Raw genomic sequence first — 17,653 nt, forward strand, 5'->3', positions numbered from 1 at the left:
TGGGTGCCGCGCCACCAGCGCGCCAGGCCCGCGTCCCGAAAACATACAGCTCAGTGTGCACCGGGGTGTTCCCGGCCGAGTCGGGAAAGTCTCCCGATCTACCTGGGAAAACGCACTCATCCCACCGGGACATGTCCGCCCCAGACTGCGGATGACAACCCATCCGGGCCGCCGACCGGCGCACTCGGCTGGCCGGGGGGCCGTGTTGATCATCGAGGTATCCGGGGGGTACCTCGGCTTGGCCGCCCGCCCCGCGTCGAGGGGTGCCCGGCACTGGGAACCGGCGGGATTCGCGTACCGACGGCGCCATGTCGTCATCCGAACAAAGGAAAACCATGCATTTCGACAGCCCCACCCAGCGCGCCGGCGCCATTGGAACAGCCGGCGGAATACTCTGGCTCGTCAACTGGGTCCTGCTGGTCCCCGACCCGGCCGACGAGTCCGCGGGCTGGTACGCCAGCGGCGTCGTCGCCTTTCTCGCCCTGCTGGCCACGGCCGCACTGATCGGCGGCGTCCGCCTGGTTGACGCGGGCGGGCCCGGCCGATTCGCCCGTATCACGCTCGCCGCCTGGACAGTCGGCTGGCTTGTTCTTTCCGCTGGCAGTCTCGTCGAGCTCGTGACGGGCAACGGCGACAACCCGCTGTATCCCGTGGGTGGCATTCTCACCAGCCTCGCGGGCCTGGTGAGCGGCATCCTCGTCGTCCGTTCGCGTGTTCTCGGGTCGTGGCGCCGGTACGCGGTTCTCGCTCTCGGGATCGGATACGTGCTGCTCGGGCCGCTGCAGAGCGGCGACGACCGCACCGCGTTGTCGTCCGCGGCCGAGCTCGTCGAGTACCTCCTCATTCTTGTGACCGCGATCGCGGTCGCGACGGCGGCGCCGAGCCCGCGGGTCGTGCCGGCCATTCCCTGACGTCGTTCACGCCAGATCGCTCGTGTACGAAGGAGCTCGTTCATGATTCCGCTTTCCGCCCGCCGCCGCGGGACGGCGGCCACGCTCGCCGTCGTGGCTCTCGCCGTCAGCGCGGCCTGTTCGTCCACCGGTTCCACGAGTGCCGTCGCGGCCTCGGCTGTCCCTTCCGCCGCCGGAACGAGCGGAAACACGCAGGCCGCCTGCGCCGCCGAAGTGGCGATCAACGGCACCGATTTCCCAGGGATCGATCCGGACGCACCAGCGCCGAGCGCACAGGAGCTGAAGGACTTCGCCGCGAGGATCAGGCCGACGGCGCAGTCGCTGCGGAGCAACGTCCCGACCCAGCTCGTCAGCCAGGCCGACGTGCTGATGTCCGTCGTGGACCGGGCCAGCCAGGGCCGTGCGTTCGATCCCGAGGGCAGCGGGCTTCTCGCCGCCGGGCGTGACATCGACGCGTGGATGTTCGACCACTGCGGCTACAGGAAGCTGGAGGTGACCAGCAATGACGGGATCTTCATCGGCCTGCCCGCCTCGGTCCCCGCCGGTCCGGTGGCCATCAGGTTCACCAGCCGCGGCAGTGCGGAGAAAAGCGCCTTCGTGCTGTTGTTCGGGCAGGTGAGGGCTGGATCCACGGCGACGGCACGCGACATCGCGTCCGGCCAGGCCAATCTGGAAGACGTCGCCGACATCCGCGCCGTCGCGCAGCCGACGAGTGACCAACCCGCCTACACCGTGAGGAACCTTCCCGCCGGTTCCTACATCGTTTCGAGCCCGCTCGGCACCCCGCCGAACTTCGACGGGGGAACGGCCGCCGTGGCATTCCGAGTCAGCTGAACTCGGGGTCCACGGCACCCGGAAGTCGCCCTTCCGTAGCTCGGTGGCCCGGCTACGGAAGGGCGACGCGGCGCAGTGCGTCGGGGGTCAGGTCGGCCAGCGCCGGATAGCCGTCCACCGCCATGATGAGGTCGGCCTCGGCCAGCAAGGTGCGTAGCACGTGGACGATGCCGTCGACGCCGCCGAGCGCCAGGCCGTAGGCGTACGGCCGGCCGATCCCGACCGCCGACGCGCCGAGCGCGAGCGCCTTCACGACGTCGGCACCGGAGCGGACGCCCGAGTCGAACAGGACGGGCAGATCGCCGGCCGCCTCGACCACATCGGGCAGGCACTGGATGGCGGGCAACCCGCCGTTGGCCTGCCGCCCGCCGTGGTTCGAGCAGTAGATCCCGTCGGCGCCGGCGTCGCGGGCCCGGCGGGCGTCGTCCGGATGCTGGATGCCCTTGAGGATCAGCGGCAGATCGGTGAGCGAGCGCAGCCAGGCCAGGTCGTCCCAGGTGACGGAATGCCCGAAGGTCGTGGCCCACTGCAACACCGCCGCCTGCGCGGTCTCGGCTGGCTCGGCGCCGAGCATCGCCCGGAACCGCGGGTCGGTGAAGTAGTTCGCCAGGCAGTGGCCACGTAGCTGCGGGAAGTTCGACGTCGCCAGGTCGCGGGGCCGCCAGCCGGTGACCCAGGTGTCCAGCGTGACGACGATCCCGGCGAAGCCGGCGCGTTCGGCCCGGGCGACCAGGCTCTCCGCGAGCTCCCGGTCCTTCGGCGTGTAGAGCTGGAAGAAGCCAGGAGTCTCGCCCAGCTCGGCGGCGACGTCCTCCAGCGGGTCGACGGTCAGCGTCGAGGCGACCATCGGGACGTCGGCCCGCGCGGCGGCCCGCGCCGTCTCCAGGTCGCCGTGGCCGCTCTGCGCGCACAGCCCGATGACCCCGATCGGCGCGAGGAACACCGGCGCCGGCCAGCGCCGGCCCCACAGCTCGACGGACAGGTCCCGCTCGACCGCGCCGACCAGCATCCGCGGGATCAGCCCCCAGGTCTGGAACGCCGCCACGTTGGCCCGCTGCGTCGCCTCGTCGCCCGCGCCGCCGGCCACATACGACCAGACCGACGCCGGCAACGCGCCCTGGGCCCGGCGTTCAAGCTCCTCGAACACCATCGGCAGCGTCGGAACGACCCCGCTCAGCCCCTGCAGGTAGATCTCAAGCTGAAAGTCCCCAAACGGCTGAGGAAGCCCCACCGCGCCCCACCTCCCGTTCGATCGCGCTCGAACCGGCAACGGCACCGGCCACACTCAGTCAGTCAGCCAGGACCGCACGGTCTGGGCAAGGCCAGGGATCTCGACGGTGACCGCGATCCACAGTAGATCTCGGGCCGCCGGAGTGGTGGTCAGGTTGCGGAGATCGCCGTTTGCGCCCTCGGGTGGCTGCTGAGCGGCTCGGAGTACGACCATCCGAGGGCCGAAACGGTGATCAAGCTCGGCGAAGCAAGCCGATGGAACGGGATCACCGTTGCGGGGTCGGCCGTGGGCGTGGCCGTGGTCAGTCGGCTGGCTCGGGCTGGGGTTGCGAGGCGCGCGGATCGGGGAGGCGCTCGGTCGAGGCGAACTGTTCGACGGTGATCTCGTCTGGGCCGGGGAGCAGGCGGTGGACCTGGCCGCGGCCGAGGACTGTCACCGCGTCGTCGGTCAGGTGGATGGCGGTGTCCTCGTCGATGCCCCAGCCCTCGGCGGGGCGCCCGGCGGCGGCCTCGGCCCGGGCCGCGGCGAGCAGGCGGGGGAGAGTTCCCCACTGGGCGCAGTGGATGTCGACGAGGGCGGGCACCAGGCCGAGGCCGTCCGTGACGGTGACCTCGTCCAGGCTCTCCCCGGCGTCCTCGTCGCAGATCGGCACGCCGCCTGAACGCCAGCCACCGATGACGGCACGCTCGGCCGCGACGGCGGCGCCGGCCGAGTAGCCCGCGTACGGGGCTCCGGTACGGCTGAGCCAGGCGAGCACGTCCGCGCGGACGGACGCGAGGGCCGTCGCGTAGTCGGGGGTGAGACCACCGGCGACGAACAGCCCGGTCGCGCCGTCGAGTGCCCCGACGTCGAGCCGGCCGCCGGACGGGATCTGTATCGGCACGGTCCGGCACGGTCCGGCGGCCGAGAGCAGCCGCGACCAGCGGTCGAACGGGTCCAGCCGGCGGGCGCGGCGGTAGGCGCGGGTCCACGGCGGCGCCGGCCGGTCGGAGCCCTCGTCGACGAGCACGCAGGCGATCACGGCGCCGGGCCCGGCCGCCGCGACGAAGGGGCCGAAAAGCGTCGGCGCGGCGGCTGTGTCCCGGCCACCGCCGACCAGCGTGACGTCCACCGAGCCATGTTTCCACCGCGACGTTTCCGTGGCGCTTCGCGGCCGACGCAAAACTGTCCCGTTGCCGACGCAGGTTCAGTACTAGACGTGGACGGCCGTGGCGTCGGGGCGTGCGCAACCGGGCCGTTGCCCGCGTGTCGGGTATGGCCACGCTTCGTGGCCTATGCAAAGCTAGGAGTCGCAGCGTGCGGGGGCGCGCCCGCGACCTGCGTGTCGTGTGACGGGGGAAAGTCCAATATGATCATGAATTTGGCGCTGGCTGGATGCTGCCCGCCGGCCGCCGCGCGGTGACCACCGACGCTGGCACCGCGGTGAGCGCGCCGACATTGCGCAGCTCGCGGCCGCCCTCGCTGCCAGGTTCACAACTGGCCGAGGCCATGGCGCCGGCCCTCCCCGAGTCCGAACCGGCGCCGCTGGCACGCGCGGCCGGGACCTGGCGGATGACGGCCGTGCAGCTGGTTCTGGTCGTGCTGCTGGCCGTCCCGGCGCTGGTCGCCGTCGGCGGCCTCTTCGACGGGCTGGCGTACCTGCCGCCGCTGGCCGGCGCCGTGCTGGTCGCGGCGCCGCTGGGCACCGTCGCGGCGTACCGGTCAACTGACCTGGGCCTGGTCGGCGTCGTCGGCCTGGTCGGCGGCCTGACCTACGGGGCCGCGGCGACGGCCGGCGCGGTGCTGCGCGACCTCGGCGCGGGCTGGCCGCACCTGCTGAGCGTCGCTCTGCCGGCCCAGCCGTCGGCGCTGCTGCTCACCCCGCCGGCCGCGTTGCTGTGGGTGGGCACGTACTGCGCGGCCGTCCTGGTGGTGCGAGGACGGCCGCCGCTCGCGCCGGTCGCCCCGCCGTTGGGGGCGCTGGTCGCGGTGCTGGTGCTGGTCGGCGGCGCGGGAGGGGGCTCCTCGCGCGCTCGACTGCTGGCGACCGGCGGGTTCGTGGCGGCCGCGCTGGCGCTCGCCGCGGTGCGCGCGAGCCTGCCGGCGGACTCCGCCGGCCGGACGCCGGGCGGTGACCGGGTCGTCGCGCGCGGCGCTGGAGCGTTGTCAGTCGGGCTGCCCGTCGTCGCCCTGATCGCCGCGGTCGGCACCCTCGCCGCGACCCTCGTACCGGTTGGCGGTACCCGCTACGACCCGCGCGAGCACTGGCACCCTCCGGTCGACGACGTCGCCGTGCTCAGCCCCCTTGTCCAGGTGCGCAGCCAGCTCTCGACCACACCGCCGCGGACGCTGTTCACCGTCCGGATCGCCGCCGGCGCGGGTCGCCTGCCGGTGGACCGGATCCGCGTCGCGGCGCTCGGTGGTTTCGACGGCGCAGCCTGGCAGGACGACGGCCAGTTCGTCCGCGTCGAGCGGGCGCTGCCGGCGCCCGCCGACCAGGTGTCCGTCACGGTCGCCCAGACCGCGGTCCGCGCCGACGTGACGGTCGCCGGCCTGGACGGTGTCCTGCTGCCGTCGCTCGGCCGGCCCACCGCCCTGCGTGTGCGGGCGCGGCCCGGCGCGGGCACGGCGTACCAGCCGGCGTCCGAGACCCTCGCGACGCGGGGAGCCGTTCCGGACGGCTACCGCTACGAGCTGGACAGCGACGTCGCGGTCCCGACCGAGGCGCGGCTGGCCGCGGCGACCCCGGCGACCGGTCCAGCCGCCGCACCCTCGCTGGGCCTGCCGCCCGGCCTGCCGCCCGCGCTGGTCAGCCTGGCCGCCGCGGTGACCGCGTCAGCGACCAGTCCCTACGCCAAGCTCGTCGCGCTCCAGGACTACCTGCGTGACGGGAGCCGGTTCCCGTACGACCTGGCGGCCACTCCTGGCCACTCGTACGGCGCGCTGACCCGTTTCCTGACCGGCAAGGGCGCCGGAGACCAGCGTGGCTACTCGGAGCAGCACGCTGCCGCGTTCGCCGTGCTCGCCAGAGCGCTCGGCTTCGCCACGCGGGTGAGCGTGGGCTACCTGCTCGACCGGGGCCGGATGTCCGCGGACGGCACGTTCACCGTGACGACCCAGCAGGCACACGCCTGGCCAGAGGTGTTGCTGACCGGCCTCGGCTGGGTGCCGTTCGAGCCAACCGACGACAGCCAGCTGACCAAGGTGCTGCCCCCACCGGCCGAGACGTCCCCGGACGCGCTCACCGGCGTGTCCGCCGGCCGCCGGGACGCGACGAGCGCCCAGGTGGTGCCTCCGCTGCGGGTTCCGCCGATCGGGGCCACGACGGACGGCGCCCGGCCACGCGTGTCGGACCTTCTGTGGCTGTGGGTCCTGCTGTCGGTGGCCGCGCTGGTCGTCGCCCTGCCGCTGTTGGTCGTAGCCGAAAAGGCCCGGCGACGCCGCCGTCGCCGGCGGGGCGACCCGGGTGCCAGGGTCATCGGCGCCTGGGGGGAGGCCCGCGATCGTCTCGCCGAGCACGGGGTGTCACGGGCGGGCACGCTGACCCAGCAGGAGGTCGTGGCGCTCGTCGCCGGCCGGCCCACGATCGCGGGGGCCGCGGCGCCGCTACGCCGGCTGGCGGCGCTCACCGACCGGGCGATGTTCGCGCCGGTCGGCGACGGGAACGAGCCGGACCTGGCCTGGGGCCTGGTCGGTGACCTGCGCCGGGAGCTGCACGCGGGCCGCGGCCGCGGGTGGGCGCTGGTGCGTGCGGCCGACCTTCGCCCGCTGCTGCCCGCACCGTCGGCCCGGAGCCGATGACATGACCGCGGTAACGGGACCGTCGGGCACGAAGAGGCGTCTGGCTGACAGAGGGTGGGCGACGGTGTTTCGGTGGGGCTGGCTGTCGCGCGTGGCGCTGGCCGTCTTGATCGTCGGGGTCACGGTCGTCGTCGTGGCCGTCGGGCGTTCTCGCGGGGAGCACGCCCGGTCGGTGAGCCTGCCCGAGGGTGAGGCCTGGCTGGTGTCGTCGGCCGCCGGGCAGGTCTCGCTGATCGACGGGTCCACCGCGCAGGTGCTCACCCAGGTGAGCGTCCCTGCGGCGCAGCTCGCCGGCGTCCAGGCCGGTTCGGACGAGTTCGTGACCGCCGGCAACGGCAGCCTGCGCCGGATCGACGGCGCCACGTACGGGGTGTCGGCGCCGGTCCGGTTCTCGACCCACAGTCAGGCACCGGCGCTCTACCCGGCGCCCGGAGCGCTGTTCGCCGTCGACCCGACGACCGGCCTCGTCACCCTCGCCGACCCCCGTTCGCTGCGGGTGCGTGGGCAGTTCTCGCTGGCCGCGCGGGTGGCACCCGGCGCCGCGGTCGCGGACTCCGACGACCGCCTCTGGGCCGTCGACGGCCGGACCGGCGACCTGATCCGGATCGGTCCGGGCGGCGAGAGGATCCAGCGGGCGGCGGTCGACCCGGCCAGAACCAGGCTGGTGACCGTCGGCGGTCGCCCCGTCGCGGTCGATCTCGCGGCTGGGCGGGCCAGGACGATCGCCGCGGACGGTGTGACCGGCGTCGGGGTGTGCCTCGCCACGGCACCGGGCGATACCAGCCTGACGGTCACCGGCGCGGTCCTCGGGTCGCGGCTCTATGTCGTCAGCGGCGCCCGTGGCCTGCTGCTGACCAGCGACCTCACCGCCGGCAGCTGCGGCCTCGCGGTCGACCTCGGCGCGGCCGGCCACCTGCTCGGCCAGCCGAAGGAGACCGCCGCGCACGTGTTCATCCCGGACTTCACCGCCGGCACCGTCATCGTGTTCGACGAGGCCAGCACGCGGGTCGTCGCGCGGCCGAAGGTGCTGCCGCCGAACACGCCGTTCGAGCTGGAGAACAACGGCCCGGTGATGTTCTTCAACGACCCGGCGAGCTCCCGCGCCGGCATCATCGACCTCACCGGTGCCGTGCGCCCGGTCCAGAAGTACGACCCGACCAAGGTCGGCCCAGGGGCGGGCAACGGCGCCGAGGGGGGCGGCCTCGGACTCACCGACACCACCGCGCTGCCGTCGTCCAGCCCGCGTACTCCACCGTCCGCCGGCCCGACGGCGACGCCGACGCCGACGGGCCAGCGCGGCGCGAACCCGTCGAGCCAGCCGGGCACGAACCCGCGCCAGACCCAGCCCGCGTCGGCGGGAGCCAGCAGTCCACCGCGGCCAGGCTCGTCGGCCGGGCCTTCTCAGCCTTCGACACGGCAGGGGCTCTCCCTGCCGGGCGTCGAGCCGAGGTCCACCGGGGACGGCGTCGGCACCGGCGTGGTGCCGGGTGGCTCCACGACCGGGCCGAGCGTGCTCGGATCCACCGGCTCCACCACGGTCGTCGGCGGGTCGACGACGGACGACAGCCCGGTACCGGACGTGGTGATCGCGGCGTCGACGACGTCCACGAAAATCGGCACCTCGGTGACTCTGCAGGCGCAGGCCAACGCCGCGGCCGGCGGAGTGCGCGCCGTGAGCTGGACGTTCGGTGACGGCGCGACCGCCGCCGGAACGACCGTGAGCCACGCCTGGACGACCGAAGGCGGTTACCCGGTCACCGCCACCGTCCAGCTCGTGAACGGCTCCACCCTGGTGCGTTCGGTGACGATCACCGTCTCGAAGCCGGGCGTCGGCCCGCCGACGGCGGCGCTGACCGTCTCGCCCAACTCGGGCGAGGCGCAGCTCCAGGTCAGTGCGAGCGCCGCCGGGTCGTCACCGGGCGCCGCGCCGATCAGCCGGTACGTCTTCGACTTCGGCGACGGGACGACGGCGGTGTCCTCATCGTCGCCCCAGGCCGCCCACAACTACCTGGTGAAGGGGGACTACGCCGTCGTCGTCACCGTCTTCGACAGCTCCGGTGCCAGCAGCCAGGCGAGTGCGCTGGTCATCGTCGACGAGGGCATCGTCCCGGTCCTGCGGGTTCGGCCGGCGGGAGACAACTCGCTCATGATCACGGCCGACGGCTCGCAGTCGCGTGGCGGGTCGGGGATGACCTACCGGTTCGACTGGGGTGACCGGACCGCTCCCACCTTGGGAGCGGCGACCGCGTCACACACCTACGCTGCTGCCGGCACCTACACCGTGACCCTCACGGTGACCGACTCGGCCGGCCGGTCGAGCGACAACGCGCGGGCGACCGTCACCGTCCCCGCGTCGGCCTGCTCTCTGGAACCGACGCTCGCCGTGACGCCCGAGACCGTCGCCCCGGGTGGGCAGGTCACCGCGACGGTCAGCCTGGCGTGTACCCCCACGGCCGCAGTCAGCTACGCCTTCGACTTCGGTGCCGGAGCTGGCAAGGAGAAGCCGACCGCGAGCGACACCGAGTCCCACACGTACCCGCAGACGGGCAACTACTACGTGAGCGTGACGGTTACCGCCGGCTCGGAGTCGCGGATGGTGACGGCGTCCATCGCGGTCAGCTCGAAGGTTCCTCCGCCCATGCCGGTGCTCAAGGTCAGCCCGACCTCAGGCGTCGCTCCGCTGACGGTCACCGCCGACGCCTCGGGGACCACCGGTACCGCTCCCATCGCGTACAGCTTCAGCTTCGGGGACGGCTCGCCCGCGACGGCGCACGGGTCGGGCACGACCGCGAGCCACACCTACGGCTCGCCCGGCACCTACACGGTGACGGTGACCGCCGACAACGCCGGCGGGACAGCCACCGCGTCCGAGTCGGTGACCGTCACGGGCAAGCCACCGGTGGCGTACCTGGTCGTCACCCCGGCCGGCGGCGAGGCACCGCTGCCGGTGGCGATGAGCGCCGCCAACTCGACCGCCGGCGACGCGCCGATCTCCAGCTACACCTTCATCGTCACCGGGCCGGCCGGCACACAGACCTATGGCCCGCAGGCCGCCTCCACGTTCGCGCAGACACTGGGCGCCGGATCGTGGGACCTGTCCGTAGAGGTCAAGGCCGACGACGGCTCGTCGGACACCAGCCGGGCGGTCCACCTGAACGTGACCACGCCGGCGAGCCCCACCGGACCGGGCAGCCCACCGCCGAGCAGCGCCGCACCGACGACCGCCCCGCCGAGAACGGAACCGCCGTCGTCGTCCCCGCCGCCCTCGGGGCCGCCCAGCGCCACGCCGCCGCCGACGCCTCCTGCCATCGCCTCGCCCACCGGACTGCCCGCGCCCACGACGTCCGCGTCCACGCTAAGACGCACGACGATTGCCCCAAGTGCAGTAATTTGATTGGAATATCTATTGTGTGGCCTTCGTCTCACATTGCGACCGGAAAGTGGCTCCCTGTGGCGAGGCGGCGTCGGCTAGCATCGGGAGCCGCGGAGCAGGTCACCAACACGCTCACGGATCGGACACACGCATGCCGGACTCCTCTGCGCCCCCTAGCGACAGTCTGGCCGCCTCGCTCAACGTCGAGGTGCCTCATTCGGCGCGGATGTGGAACTACTGGCTTGGCGGTAAGGACAACTTCCCGGCCGACCGGGCCGCCGCGGACCGGGTCGTCGAGGTGTTCCCGCAGATCATCGACATCGCGCGCAGCTCGCGCCTGCTGCTCAACCGGGTCGTCACCCACCTCGCGGGCACGCTGGGCATCCGGCAGTTCCTGGACGTCGGCACCGGCCTGCCGACGGCGGACAACACCCACGAGGTCGCGCAGAGCGTCGCGCCCGAGAGCAGGGTCGTCTACGCCGACAACGACCCGTTGGTCCTCCTGCACGCCCGGGCCCTGCTGGTCGGCCGCCCCGAAGGTGTCACCTCCTACGTCGATGCCGACGTGCGCGACCCGGAGAAGATCCTGCGCGGCGCGGCCGAGGTTCTCGACCTCGAGCAGCCGGTCGGGCTGATCCTGTTCGGCGTCATGGCCAACGTGATCGACGACGACGAGGCGTACGCGATCGTCCGGAAGCTCGCCGGCGCGCTGCCGAGCGGGAGCTACCTGGCCCTCAACGACGGCACCGCGAGCCCGGCTCGGGACGAGGCGATCCGGCGCAACCCCGAGAACGCCCCGTACCGGTCCAGGACGCCGGAGGACCTGGTCCGGTTCTTCGACGGCCTGGAGCTGCTGAAGCCCGGCGTCGTCTCGACCCCGCTGTGGCGGCCGGGCCGCCGGGCCCGCGGCAAGGTGCTCGACTCGTACACCGGATTCGCCCGCATCCCGTAGCAACCGGGCCCAGGCAGGCACCTCCGGCGCCCGGGGCCGTCGCTGTCTCCTGGCCGAAATGTCTGATAGTTTCGCCGGCCATGTCAGCTCGCGCGGGGTCAGCCCGGGGTACCGATGGGCACTAACCAGCGTTCGCAGATCGAGATGACCTCCGAGGAGATCTCGGCCTTCCTGGCGGGGCAGCGTACAGCCACGCTGGTCACGGTTGGGGCGACCGGCCATCCACACGCCGTCGCGATGTGGTTCGCCGTCCTCGACGGGACGCTGTGGTTCGAGACGAAGGCCAAGGCGCAGAAGGCGGTGAACATCCGCCGCGATCCCCGGGTCACCGTCCTGCTGGAGGACGGCCTGACCTACGACGCGCTGCGCGGGGTCTCCCTGGAGGGCCGGGCCGAGATCGTGACGGACCCGGAGGCGCTCTGGGCTGTCGGCGTCAACGTCTGGGAGCGCTACAACGGCCCCTACACCGACGAGGTCAAGCCGCTGGTGGAGGTCATGCTGCACAAGCGGGTCGCCGTGCGGGTCGACGTCGAGCGCACCCGGTCCTGGGACCACCGCAAGCTCGGCATGGGCCCGACGCCCCTCGGCGGCACCACGGCGCCAGATCTGCGGTGATCACCGTTTTCGCCCTCAACTGGTCGTAAACGATCCACGTTTGCGACTACCGCAGGGCCAAAACCGCGATCAGGCTCCCGGACGAGCCCTGCTCCGCGCGGGTGCGGCCTAGGCCGCCCGGCCCGCGCCCGGTGGTTGCGTTCCTCGTGCCCGCCCTGGCGCCGGCCGCAGGATGGAGCTGCGTCAGCGGCCTTCTGGAGGGGGAGCCGGATGTCTCGGAGCTCTGGCATCACCGTCGAGCCGACCCGGTCGGCGATGACGATCGGCGGGCCGGGCGAGGTGCTGGGCGACGAACGCCTGGCCGCCTTCATCTACGACCAGCTCGCGGCCGAGGATCTCGACGGCCGCAGCGTCTGCGTCGTCATCCCGGACGGGACGCGCAGCTGCCCGCTGCCGTCGCTGCTGTCGGCGGTGCACGGTGCGCTCGCCGGCCGGGCGAGCCGGCTGACCGCGCTGGTCGCGCTCGGGACCCACGCCGCGATGACGGACGCCGACCTCGCCCGCCACCTCGGCTATCCGGCCGGCGCCGCGGGCAGCCGCTATCCGGGCCTGACGATCCTCAACCACGCGTGGTGGGACCCGGCGGCCCTCGTCTCGGTCGGCACGATCCCGGCCGAGCGGGTGGCCGAGCTCTCCGAGGGCCGGCTGCGCCAGAGCGTCGACGTCCGGCTGAACCGGGCCGTCGTCGAGCACGACGTCGCCCTCGTGGTGGGCCCGGTGTTCCCCCACGAGGTCGTGGGCTTCTCCGGGGGCAACAAGTACTTCGTCCCTGGCATCGCCGGGCCCGAGGTCATCGACCTCTCCCACTGGCTCGGCGCCTTGATCACCAGCGCGGACATCATCGGCCGGCCGGGCGTCACCCCCGTGCGGGCGCTGATCGACGAGGCGGCCGCACTGATCCCCGCCACGACGCTGGCCCTGTGCGTCGTCGCGGAGTCCGGCAGCGGCGCCCTGCACGCGGCCTCGTTCGGCGAGCCGCGGGCGGCGTGGTCGGCCGCCGCGGAGATCTCGGCGCGGACCCATGTCCGGTACCTCGACCGGCCGGTGCGCCGGGTGCTGTCGGTCGTGCCGGCGAAGTACGCGGACATCTGGACCGCGGCCAAGGGCTTCTACAAGGTCGAGCCGGTCGTCGCCGACGGCGGCGAGGTGATCCTCTACGCCCCGCACATCACCGAGTTCGCCGGCACGCACCCCGAGATCCTGGACATCGGTTACCACTGCCGCGACTACTTCGTGCGGCAGTGGGACCGGTTCTCCGGCGTCCCCTGGGGCGTGCTCGCGCACTCCACCCACCTGCGCGGCGCCGGCACCTATGACGAGCGGGAGGGCGAGCGCTGCCGGGTGCGGGTGACGCTGGCGACGGGCATCCCCGGGGACGCCGCCCGCGCGGTGAACCTCGGCTACCTGGACCCGGCGCAGGTCGACCTCGACGCGTGCCAGGCCGACCCCGAGACGCTCTTCGTCCCCGACGCGGGCGAGATCCTCTTCCGGCTGCGCTGATCCCGCGGCCGGTCTCGCTTCAGGCCGAGGCGGGCGGCGTCACCACGGCAGCGGTGCCGGCGGCTGCGGGATCAGCCCGCCGCGGGCCTCGATCGCGTCGCGCAGGAACCCGTGCGAGGCGTCCATGAGCGCGAGCCGCCGGGCGGCGTCGGCGAGCAGCCGGCCGTCGCGCTTGAGGATCCGCCCGGCCACCATGACCGTGTCGACGTTGCCGGCGTGCGCGTGCAGCACGAGCGCGGAGACCGGGTCGTTGACGGGAATCATGTTCGGCGCGTCGCCGCGCACGACGATGAGGTCCGCCTCCTTGCCCGGGGTCAGCGTGCCGATCCGCGAGCCGAGACCGAGCGCCTCGGCCCCGTTGACCGTCGCGCCCTCCAGGTGCGAGAGCGTCGACGGGCCGATGTCGTCCGGGCCGTGCCGCCGGTCGAGCTCGCGGTCGTTGCGCAGCATCCGCTCGGTCTGCAGCGCGAGCCGGACCTGCGGGAACAGGTCGCCGGAGTTGTTCGAGATGACGTCACAGCCGAAGGTGCACCGCCCGCCGAGCGCCATGAACCGGCCGTGCACCGGATGCCCCATCCCCATCTGCATCTCGGTCTCGGGAGTCGTCGAGATCGCGCCCCCGGTGTCCAGGACGCGGCGCAGCTCGTCGTCGGTCGTCTGGTTCATGTGCACCCAGACGAGGTCCGGGCCGAGCAGGCCCGCCTCATCGAGGAAGCCGACCTCGCTGACCGGGGTCGGGAACATCACGGCGTTGGCGTGCAGCGTGATCGGCAGCCCGAGGTCACGGGAGACGGCGACCTCCTCGGTCACCCGCCCGATGCCCGCGACGAGCACGTCCGAGAGGCTGATGCCCATCGTGACCAGGGCGCTGTCGCTCTTCAGCTCGCCGTGCCGAAGCGCGCGCGCATGCTCGATCCGCTGCGCGAGCGTGCTGAAATGGATGTCGGGCACCGGCACGTCGTTGAGCCCGAGCGCGAAGACCGACCGGATGCCCGCGTCCCTGGTTCCGTTGAGCGCGGCGTCCGCGTGTTCGGGCGTATTGATGCAGTGGCTGAAATCGAGCACCGTGGTGATGCCGGCGTCGATCGCCTCCAACATTCCCAGGTAGTTGCCGACGTACATATCCTCCGGCCGGTAGCAGGCCGCCGCGGTGAACCGGACCGAGCGGATGTAGTCCTTCAGCGACCAGTCGTGCGTCACGCCGCGAAGCTGCGTCTGCCAGACGTGGCGATGGGTGTCGACCATGCCTGGCAGGACGAGGCAGCGGTCGGCCTCGACGACGTCGGCGTCGGCCGCCGCGAGATCCGGCGCCACGGCGACGATGAGCCCGTCCTCGACGAGGACGTCCGCGCGCAGCGGCGCCGCGCCTCGCTCCATCGTCAGCACCGTTCCACCACGGACGAGTACCCGCTCGGGCATGAAATCTCCAGGTTCGCCGGGAATCGGACATCTTGCGACCGGCGAACAGCGTCGCATCCAACCCGGTGGTCTCGTCCAATACAGAATCCGGCGGGATTGATAGCCGGCCGCCTATTCGCCCCCACCTTCCGGTAGTTAGTTCCTCGTTTACACGGCCGTCACCCCGTCGTGGAGGGCCGCGGCCACACTCGGTGTGTGGACCTCAACCTGCGGCTCGTGCGGTATTTCGTCACGGTCGCGGAGGAACGCCATTTCGGCCGGGCGGCGACGCGGTTGTTCATCGCTCAGCCGTCCCTGTCGGTCCAGATCCGGCGCCTCGAACAGGAGCTCGGCACTCCGCTGCTGATCCGGTCGACCCGGCAGGTCGAGCTGACCGGCGCGGGGGAGCGGTTCCTCGTCGCGGCGCGGCGGCTGCTCGCGGCGGCGGCGGACGCCGAGGCCGCGGTGGCCGAGGCCGAGGTGCTGCGGCTGGCGAGCATCCTCGACGGCCTGGACACGGTGCCGCTCATCCTGCGCACGCTGCGCCGCCTGGACCCCCTGCTGGAGGTCGTCCACGGGATCAACGGCATGCCGCGCCAGGTGGCCGAGGTCCGCGCCGGCCGCCTCGACGTCGCCGTCGGCCTGATCCGCGACGTGCCGGCCGACCTGGAGGTCGAGCTGGTCCGGCTCGACCCGGTCCGGGTCGTGCTGCGGGCGGACAACCCGCTCGCCCGGCGCTCGGCCGTCGCCGTGGCCGATCTCGGCGACGCCACCTGGGTGTTCGGCAACACCGAGCACACGCCGGACTGGATCGACTTCGTGCTGGGGTTCCTCGCCGAGGCGGGGCTGCGGCCGCGTCCGTCGCCGTCGGCGCAGACGCCGTTGTCCGCCATGCTCGAACAGGTTCGCGAGAACGACGGCGTGGCCGCCTGGCCCGCGTCGTGCCCGGAGCCCGGACCGGATCTCGTCGTCCGGCCGCTCGTGCACCCGTCGCCGGTCTACCCGTGGTACGTGCTCTGGCACCGCGACCGGCTCACCCGCGGCGTCCAGGCCTTCCGGGCCGCGGCCCGCGGCGCGGCCGGCGAGCATGGCTGGATGGCGGCGGCGCTCCCGCCCGCGCCGCCGCGCAGGCTGCCGGCCCCGGCGACCACGAGCCCCACGGCGCCCCGCCCGGTTTCTGTCGATCTCCACTGACCGGTGGTGACGACGCCTCCGCGCTCTCGACCACTCCCCGTATCGCTACGCTGTGCAGTGAAATGAGTGCATCGAGTTAGATCGTAGTACGATGGCGGCACTGTCAGGGACCGGCTCCGCGAGCCAGGACCGGGCTGCCGGCCGGGGGTGACGGCGGATGCGGGATGTCGAGAAGGCGAGATCCGCCGGAGCGCCGCCACGCGACGCGGCCGTCCCGGTGCTGAGCCCGCGCGCGTTTCGACGCCTCGCGATCGGTGCCGCCGCGTTCGTGCTGGTGGTGCTGGTGGTCGCCGTGTCGGTCGACCGGCCGGTCGCGGTCGTGGTGGAACCGGCCTCGGCGACCTTCGCCGCCGGAGCCGCGGCCGTGTGCTGCGCGGTGGGCGGCTGGCGCAACCGGGGCGCCCAGCGCTGGTGGCGCTGGCTGACCGGGAGCGCGGCGGCCTCGACCATGGTCGGGGTGGCCGCGGCCGCGATGACCGCGGCGAGATCGGGCACCAACGTGCCGCGGCTCGACTTATCGGATCTTGGCTACCTCGTCTGCTACGGGCTGGCGCTGGCGGGGCTGCTCATCGTCCCGACGGATCCGCTCGACCAGGCCCCCGGTGGTCCCGGCGCCCGCGACGGTCCACCGGACGCCGGCACACCGTCGTCGCACGGCCGACGCTGGCTGGCCGTCACCGTGCTGGACACCCTGCTCGTGGTCGGGTCGCTGGCCCTGCTGGTCTGGGAGCTCCTGCTTTCCGAGGTCGTCATGCGGGAGGGCTACAGCGCGATCGACGTCGCGATGGCGTGGGTGCTCGCGCTGGCCGCGCTGATGCTGGTGGTGCCCGTCTTTCTGCTGGGCGCCTTCCGACGGCCGTGGCACTGGCCGGAGTTCGCCCTGCTGGTGGCCGGCGTCGTCCTGTTGGCGCTCGTGGCGATCATCTACGCGGCCGCCGCGGTCCGCCGGTGGCCGGTCGTGCCGCCGCCGCTGTCCACCTTGTTCGTCGCCTCGCTGGTCCTGATCGGGCTCGCCGCGGTGGTCCCGGCGCCGCCGGCCACGACGCCCAGACCGAACCCGGGTGAGTTCGGGGCGCGCGACCGGTCGAGCCGGGTCGCGGTGCTGCATCTGGTGCTGCCGTACGTTCCGCTGGGCGCCGTGGGCGTGCTCGCCCTGGTGCAGCTGATTGAGGACACCCCGATCCAACGCGGTGAGACGTTCGCGCTGCTGTGCCTGCTCACGCTGGTCCTGGTGCGGCAGATCGTGACGCTGTGGGACAACACGCGGCTTCTCGACCGGTATCGGACCAGCCAGCGCCAACTGCGCTACCAGGCCTTCCACGACTCGCTGACGGGCCTCGCGAACCGTGCGCTGTTCGCCGACCGCCTGCGCGACGCGATGGAGCGCCGGGCCCGCGACGGCGGCCGGCGATCGGTCGCCGTGCTGTTCTGCGACCTCGATGACTTCAAGATCGTCAACGACGCGCTCGGGCACGCCGCCGGCGACGACCTGCTCCAGCTGACCGCCGACCGGCTGGTCCGGGCCGTCCGGCCGACCGACACCGTCGCCCGGCTGGGCGGTGACGAGTTCGCGATCCTGCTCGACGGTGGCGCCGAGGACCCCTGCCAGCTCGGCCATCGGGTCGCCGCGGCGGTGGAGGCTCCCTGCCTGCTGGCCGGTGCCCGCTACTCGGTGCGCGGCAGCGTCGGGGTCGCCATCGTCGAGCCGGGTGCCGTCACCGGTCCCGAGGGCCTGGTGCACGAGGCCGACCTCGCCATGTACGAGGCCAAACGGGCCGGCGGCAGCGTCGTCGTGTACGAGCCGGGGCTGCGGCGTCCGGGGCCCGCGCGCCGGCCGACGAAACCCCGCCGTCCCTGCTGACGAC

At 73.0% G+C, this 17,653-nt stretch carries 12 protein-coding genes; 9 read left to right on the forward strand and 3 right to left on the reverse strand.

The features are described 5' to 3' along the window. The first annotated feature begins 335 nt into the window (after positions 1-335). Positions 336-911, forward strand: a complete 576-nt coding sequence (locus FRAEUI1C_RS06850) for a hypothetical protein (RefSeq protein WP_013422560.1) — start codon at positions 336-338, stop codon at positions 909-911. Between the two features lie 213 nt (positions 912-1,124). Then, positions 1,125-1,745 carry a hypothetical protein gene (locus FRAEUI1C_RS06855; RefSeq protein WP_232425327.1) on the forward strand — a complete coding sequence of 207 codons (621 nt, stop codon included), beginning with the start codon at positions 1,125-1,127 and terminating at the stop codon, positions 1,743-1,745. 52 nt (positions 1,746-1,797) lie between these two features. Here FRAEUI1C_RS06855 and FRAEUI1C_RS06860 read toward each other — a convergent pair whose 3' ends face one another. Both FRAEUI1C_RS06860 and FRAEUI1C_RS06865 read right to left on the reverse strand, forming a co-directional pair. Further along, entirely contained in the window at positions 1,798-2,976 is a 1,179-nt protein-coding gene (locus FRAEUI1C_RS06860) for a lactate 2-monooxygenase (RefSeq protein WP_013422562.1), read from the reverse strand. Positions 2,977-3,277: 301 nt separating this feature from the next. Continuing rightward, on the reverse strand, positions 3,278-4,087 hold the full coding sequence (locus tag FRAEUI1C_RS06865) for a Type 1 glutamine amidotransferase-like domain-containing protein (protein WP_013422563.1): 810 nt from the start codon (positions 4,085-4,087) through the stop codon (positions 3,278-3,280). Positions 4,088-4,350: 263 nt separating this feature from the next. On the opposite strand from FRAEUI1C_RS06865, the gene FRAEUI1C_RS06870 reads away from it, so the two are divergent. The 5 genes from FRAEUI1C_RS06870 to FRAEUI1C_RS06890 all read left to right on the forward strand — a co-directional run bounded on the left by FRAEUI1C_RS06870 (position 4,351) and on the right by FRAEUI1C_RS06890 (position 13,196). Further along, complete coding sequence (locus FRAEUI1C_RS06870) at positions 4,351-6,756, forward strand: transglutaminase TgpA family protein (protein WP_013422564.1); 2,406 nt, start codon at positions 4,351-4,353, stop codon at positions 6,754-6,756. A 91-nt stretch (positions 6,757-6,847) separates the two neighbouring features. Continuing rightward, positions 6,848-10,150 (forward strand): PKD domain-containing protein, encoded by a 3,303-nt coding sequence (locus FRAEUI1C_RS06875; protein WP_198318719.1) that lies wholly within the window; start codon positions 6,848-6,850, stop codon positions 10,148-10,150. A gap of 130 nt (positions 10,151-10,280) precedes the next feature. After that, positions 10,281-11,081, forward strand: coding sequence for an SAM-dependent methyltransferase (locus tag FRAEUI1C_RS06880; RefSeq protein ID WP_013422566.1), 801 nt, complete (start codon positions 10,281-10,283; stop codon positions 11,079-11,081). Between the two features lie 114 nt (positions 11,082-11,195). After that, positions 11,196-11,696 carry a pyridoxamine 5'-phosphate oxidase family protein gene (locus tag FRAEUI1C_RS06885; RefSeq protein ID WP_013422567.1) on the forward strand — a complete coding sequence of 167 codons (501 nt, stop codon included), beginning with the start codon at positions 11,196-11,198 and terminating at the stop codon, positions 11,694-11,696. Between the two features lie 210 nt (positions 11,697-11,906). Continuing rightward, entirely contained in the window at positions 11,907-13,196 is a 1,290-nt protein-coding gene (locus FRAEUI1C_RS06890; protein WP_013422568.1) for a lactate racemase domain-containing protein, read from the forward strand. A 39-nt stretch (positions 13,197-13,235) separates the two neighbouring features. Here the strand turns inward: FRAEUI1C_RS06890 and FRAEUI1C_RS06895 are convergent, their stop codons facing one another. Continuing rightward, entirely contained in the window at positions 13,236-14,615 is a 1,380-nt protein-coding gene (locus FRAEUI1C_RS06895) for an amidohydrolase family protein (protein ID WP_013422569.1), read from the reverse strand. Positions 14,616-14,810: 195 nt separating this feature from the next. Between FRAEUI1C_RS06895 and FRAEUI1C_RS06900 the strand changes: the two genes are divergently transcribed. Further along, positions 14,811-15,788 (forward strand): LysR family transcriptional regulator, encoded by a 978-nt coding sequence (locus FRAEUI1C_RS06900; RefSeq protein ID WP_049806837.1) that lies wholly within the window; start codon positions 14,811-14,813, stop codon positions 15,786-15,788. A 157-nt stretch (positions 15,789-15,945) separates the two neighbouring features. Beyond that, complete coding sequence (locus FRAEUI1C_RS06905; RefSeq protein WP_013422571.1) at positions 15,946-17,649, forward strand: GGDEF domain-containing protein; 1,704 nt, start codon at positions 15,946-15,948, stop codon at positions 17,647-17,649. Positions 17,650-17,653 lie beyond the last annotated feature (4 nt).

It is taken from the genome of Pseudofrankia inefficax (assembly GCF_000166135.1).
Classification (GTDB): domain Bacteria; phylum Actinomycetota; class Actinomycetes; order Frankiales; family Frankiaceae; genus Pseudofrankia; species Pseudofrankia inefficax.

What these genes read in the sequence shown, in the direction of transcription:
- FRAEUI1C_RS06870 (WP_013422564.1), top strand. Translation starts at nt 4,351, where the DNA reads ATGCTGCCCGCCGGCCGCCGCGCGGTGACCACCGACGCTGGCACCGCG.
- FRAEUI1C_RS06895 (WP_013422569.1), bottom strand. Translation starts at nt 14,615, where the DNA reads ATGCCCGAGCGGGTACTCGTCCGTGGTGGAACGGTGCTGACGATGGAG.
- FRAEUI1C_RS06890 (WP_013422568.1), top strand. Translation starts at nt 11,907, where the DNA reads ATGTCTCGGAGCTCTGGCATCACCGTCGAGCCGACCCGGTCGGCGATG.
- FRAEUI1C_RS06885 (WP_013422567.1), top strand. Translation starts at nt 11,196, where the DNA reads ATGGGCACTAACCAGCGTTCGCAGATCGAGATGACCTCCGAGGAGATC.
- FRAEUI1C_RS06905 (WP_013422571.1), top strand. Translation starts at nt 15,946, where the DNA reads ATGCGGGATGTCGAGAAGGCGAGATCCGCCGGAGCGCCGCCACGCGAC.
- FRAEUI1C_RS06850 (WP_013422560.1), top strand. Translation starts at nt 336, where the DNA reads ATGCATTTCGACAGCCCCACCCAGCGCGCCGGCGCCATTGGAACAGCC.
- FRAEUI1C_RS06880 (WP_013422566.1), top strand. Translation starts at nt 10,281, where the DNA reads ATGCCGGACTCCTCTGCGCCCCCTAGCGACAGTCTGGCCGCCTCGCTC.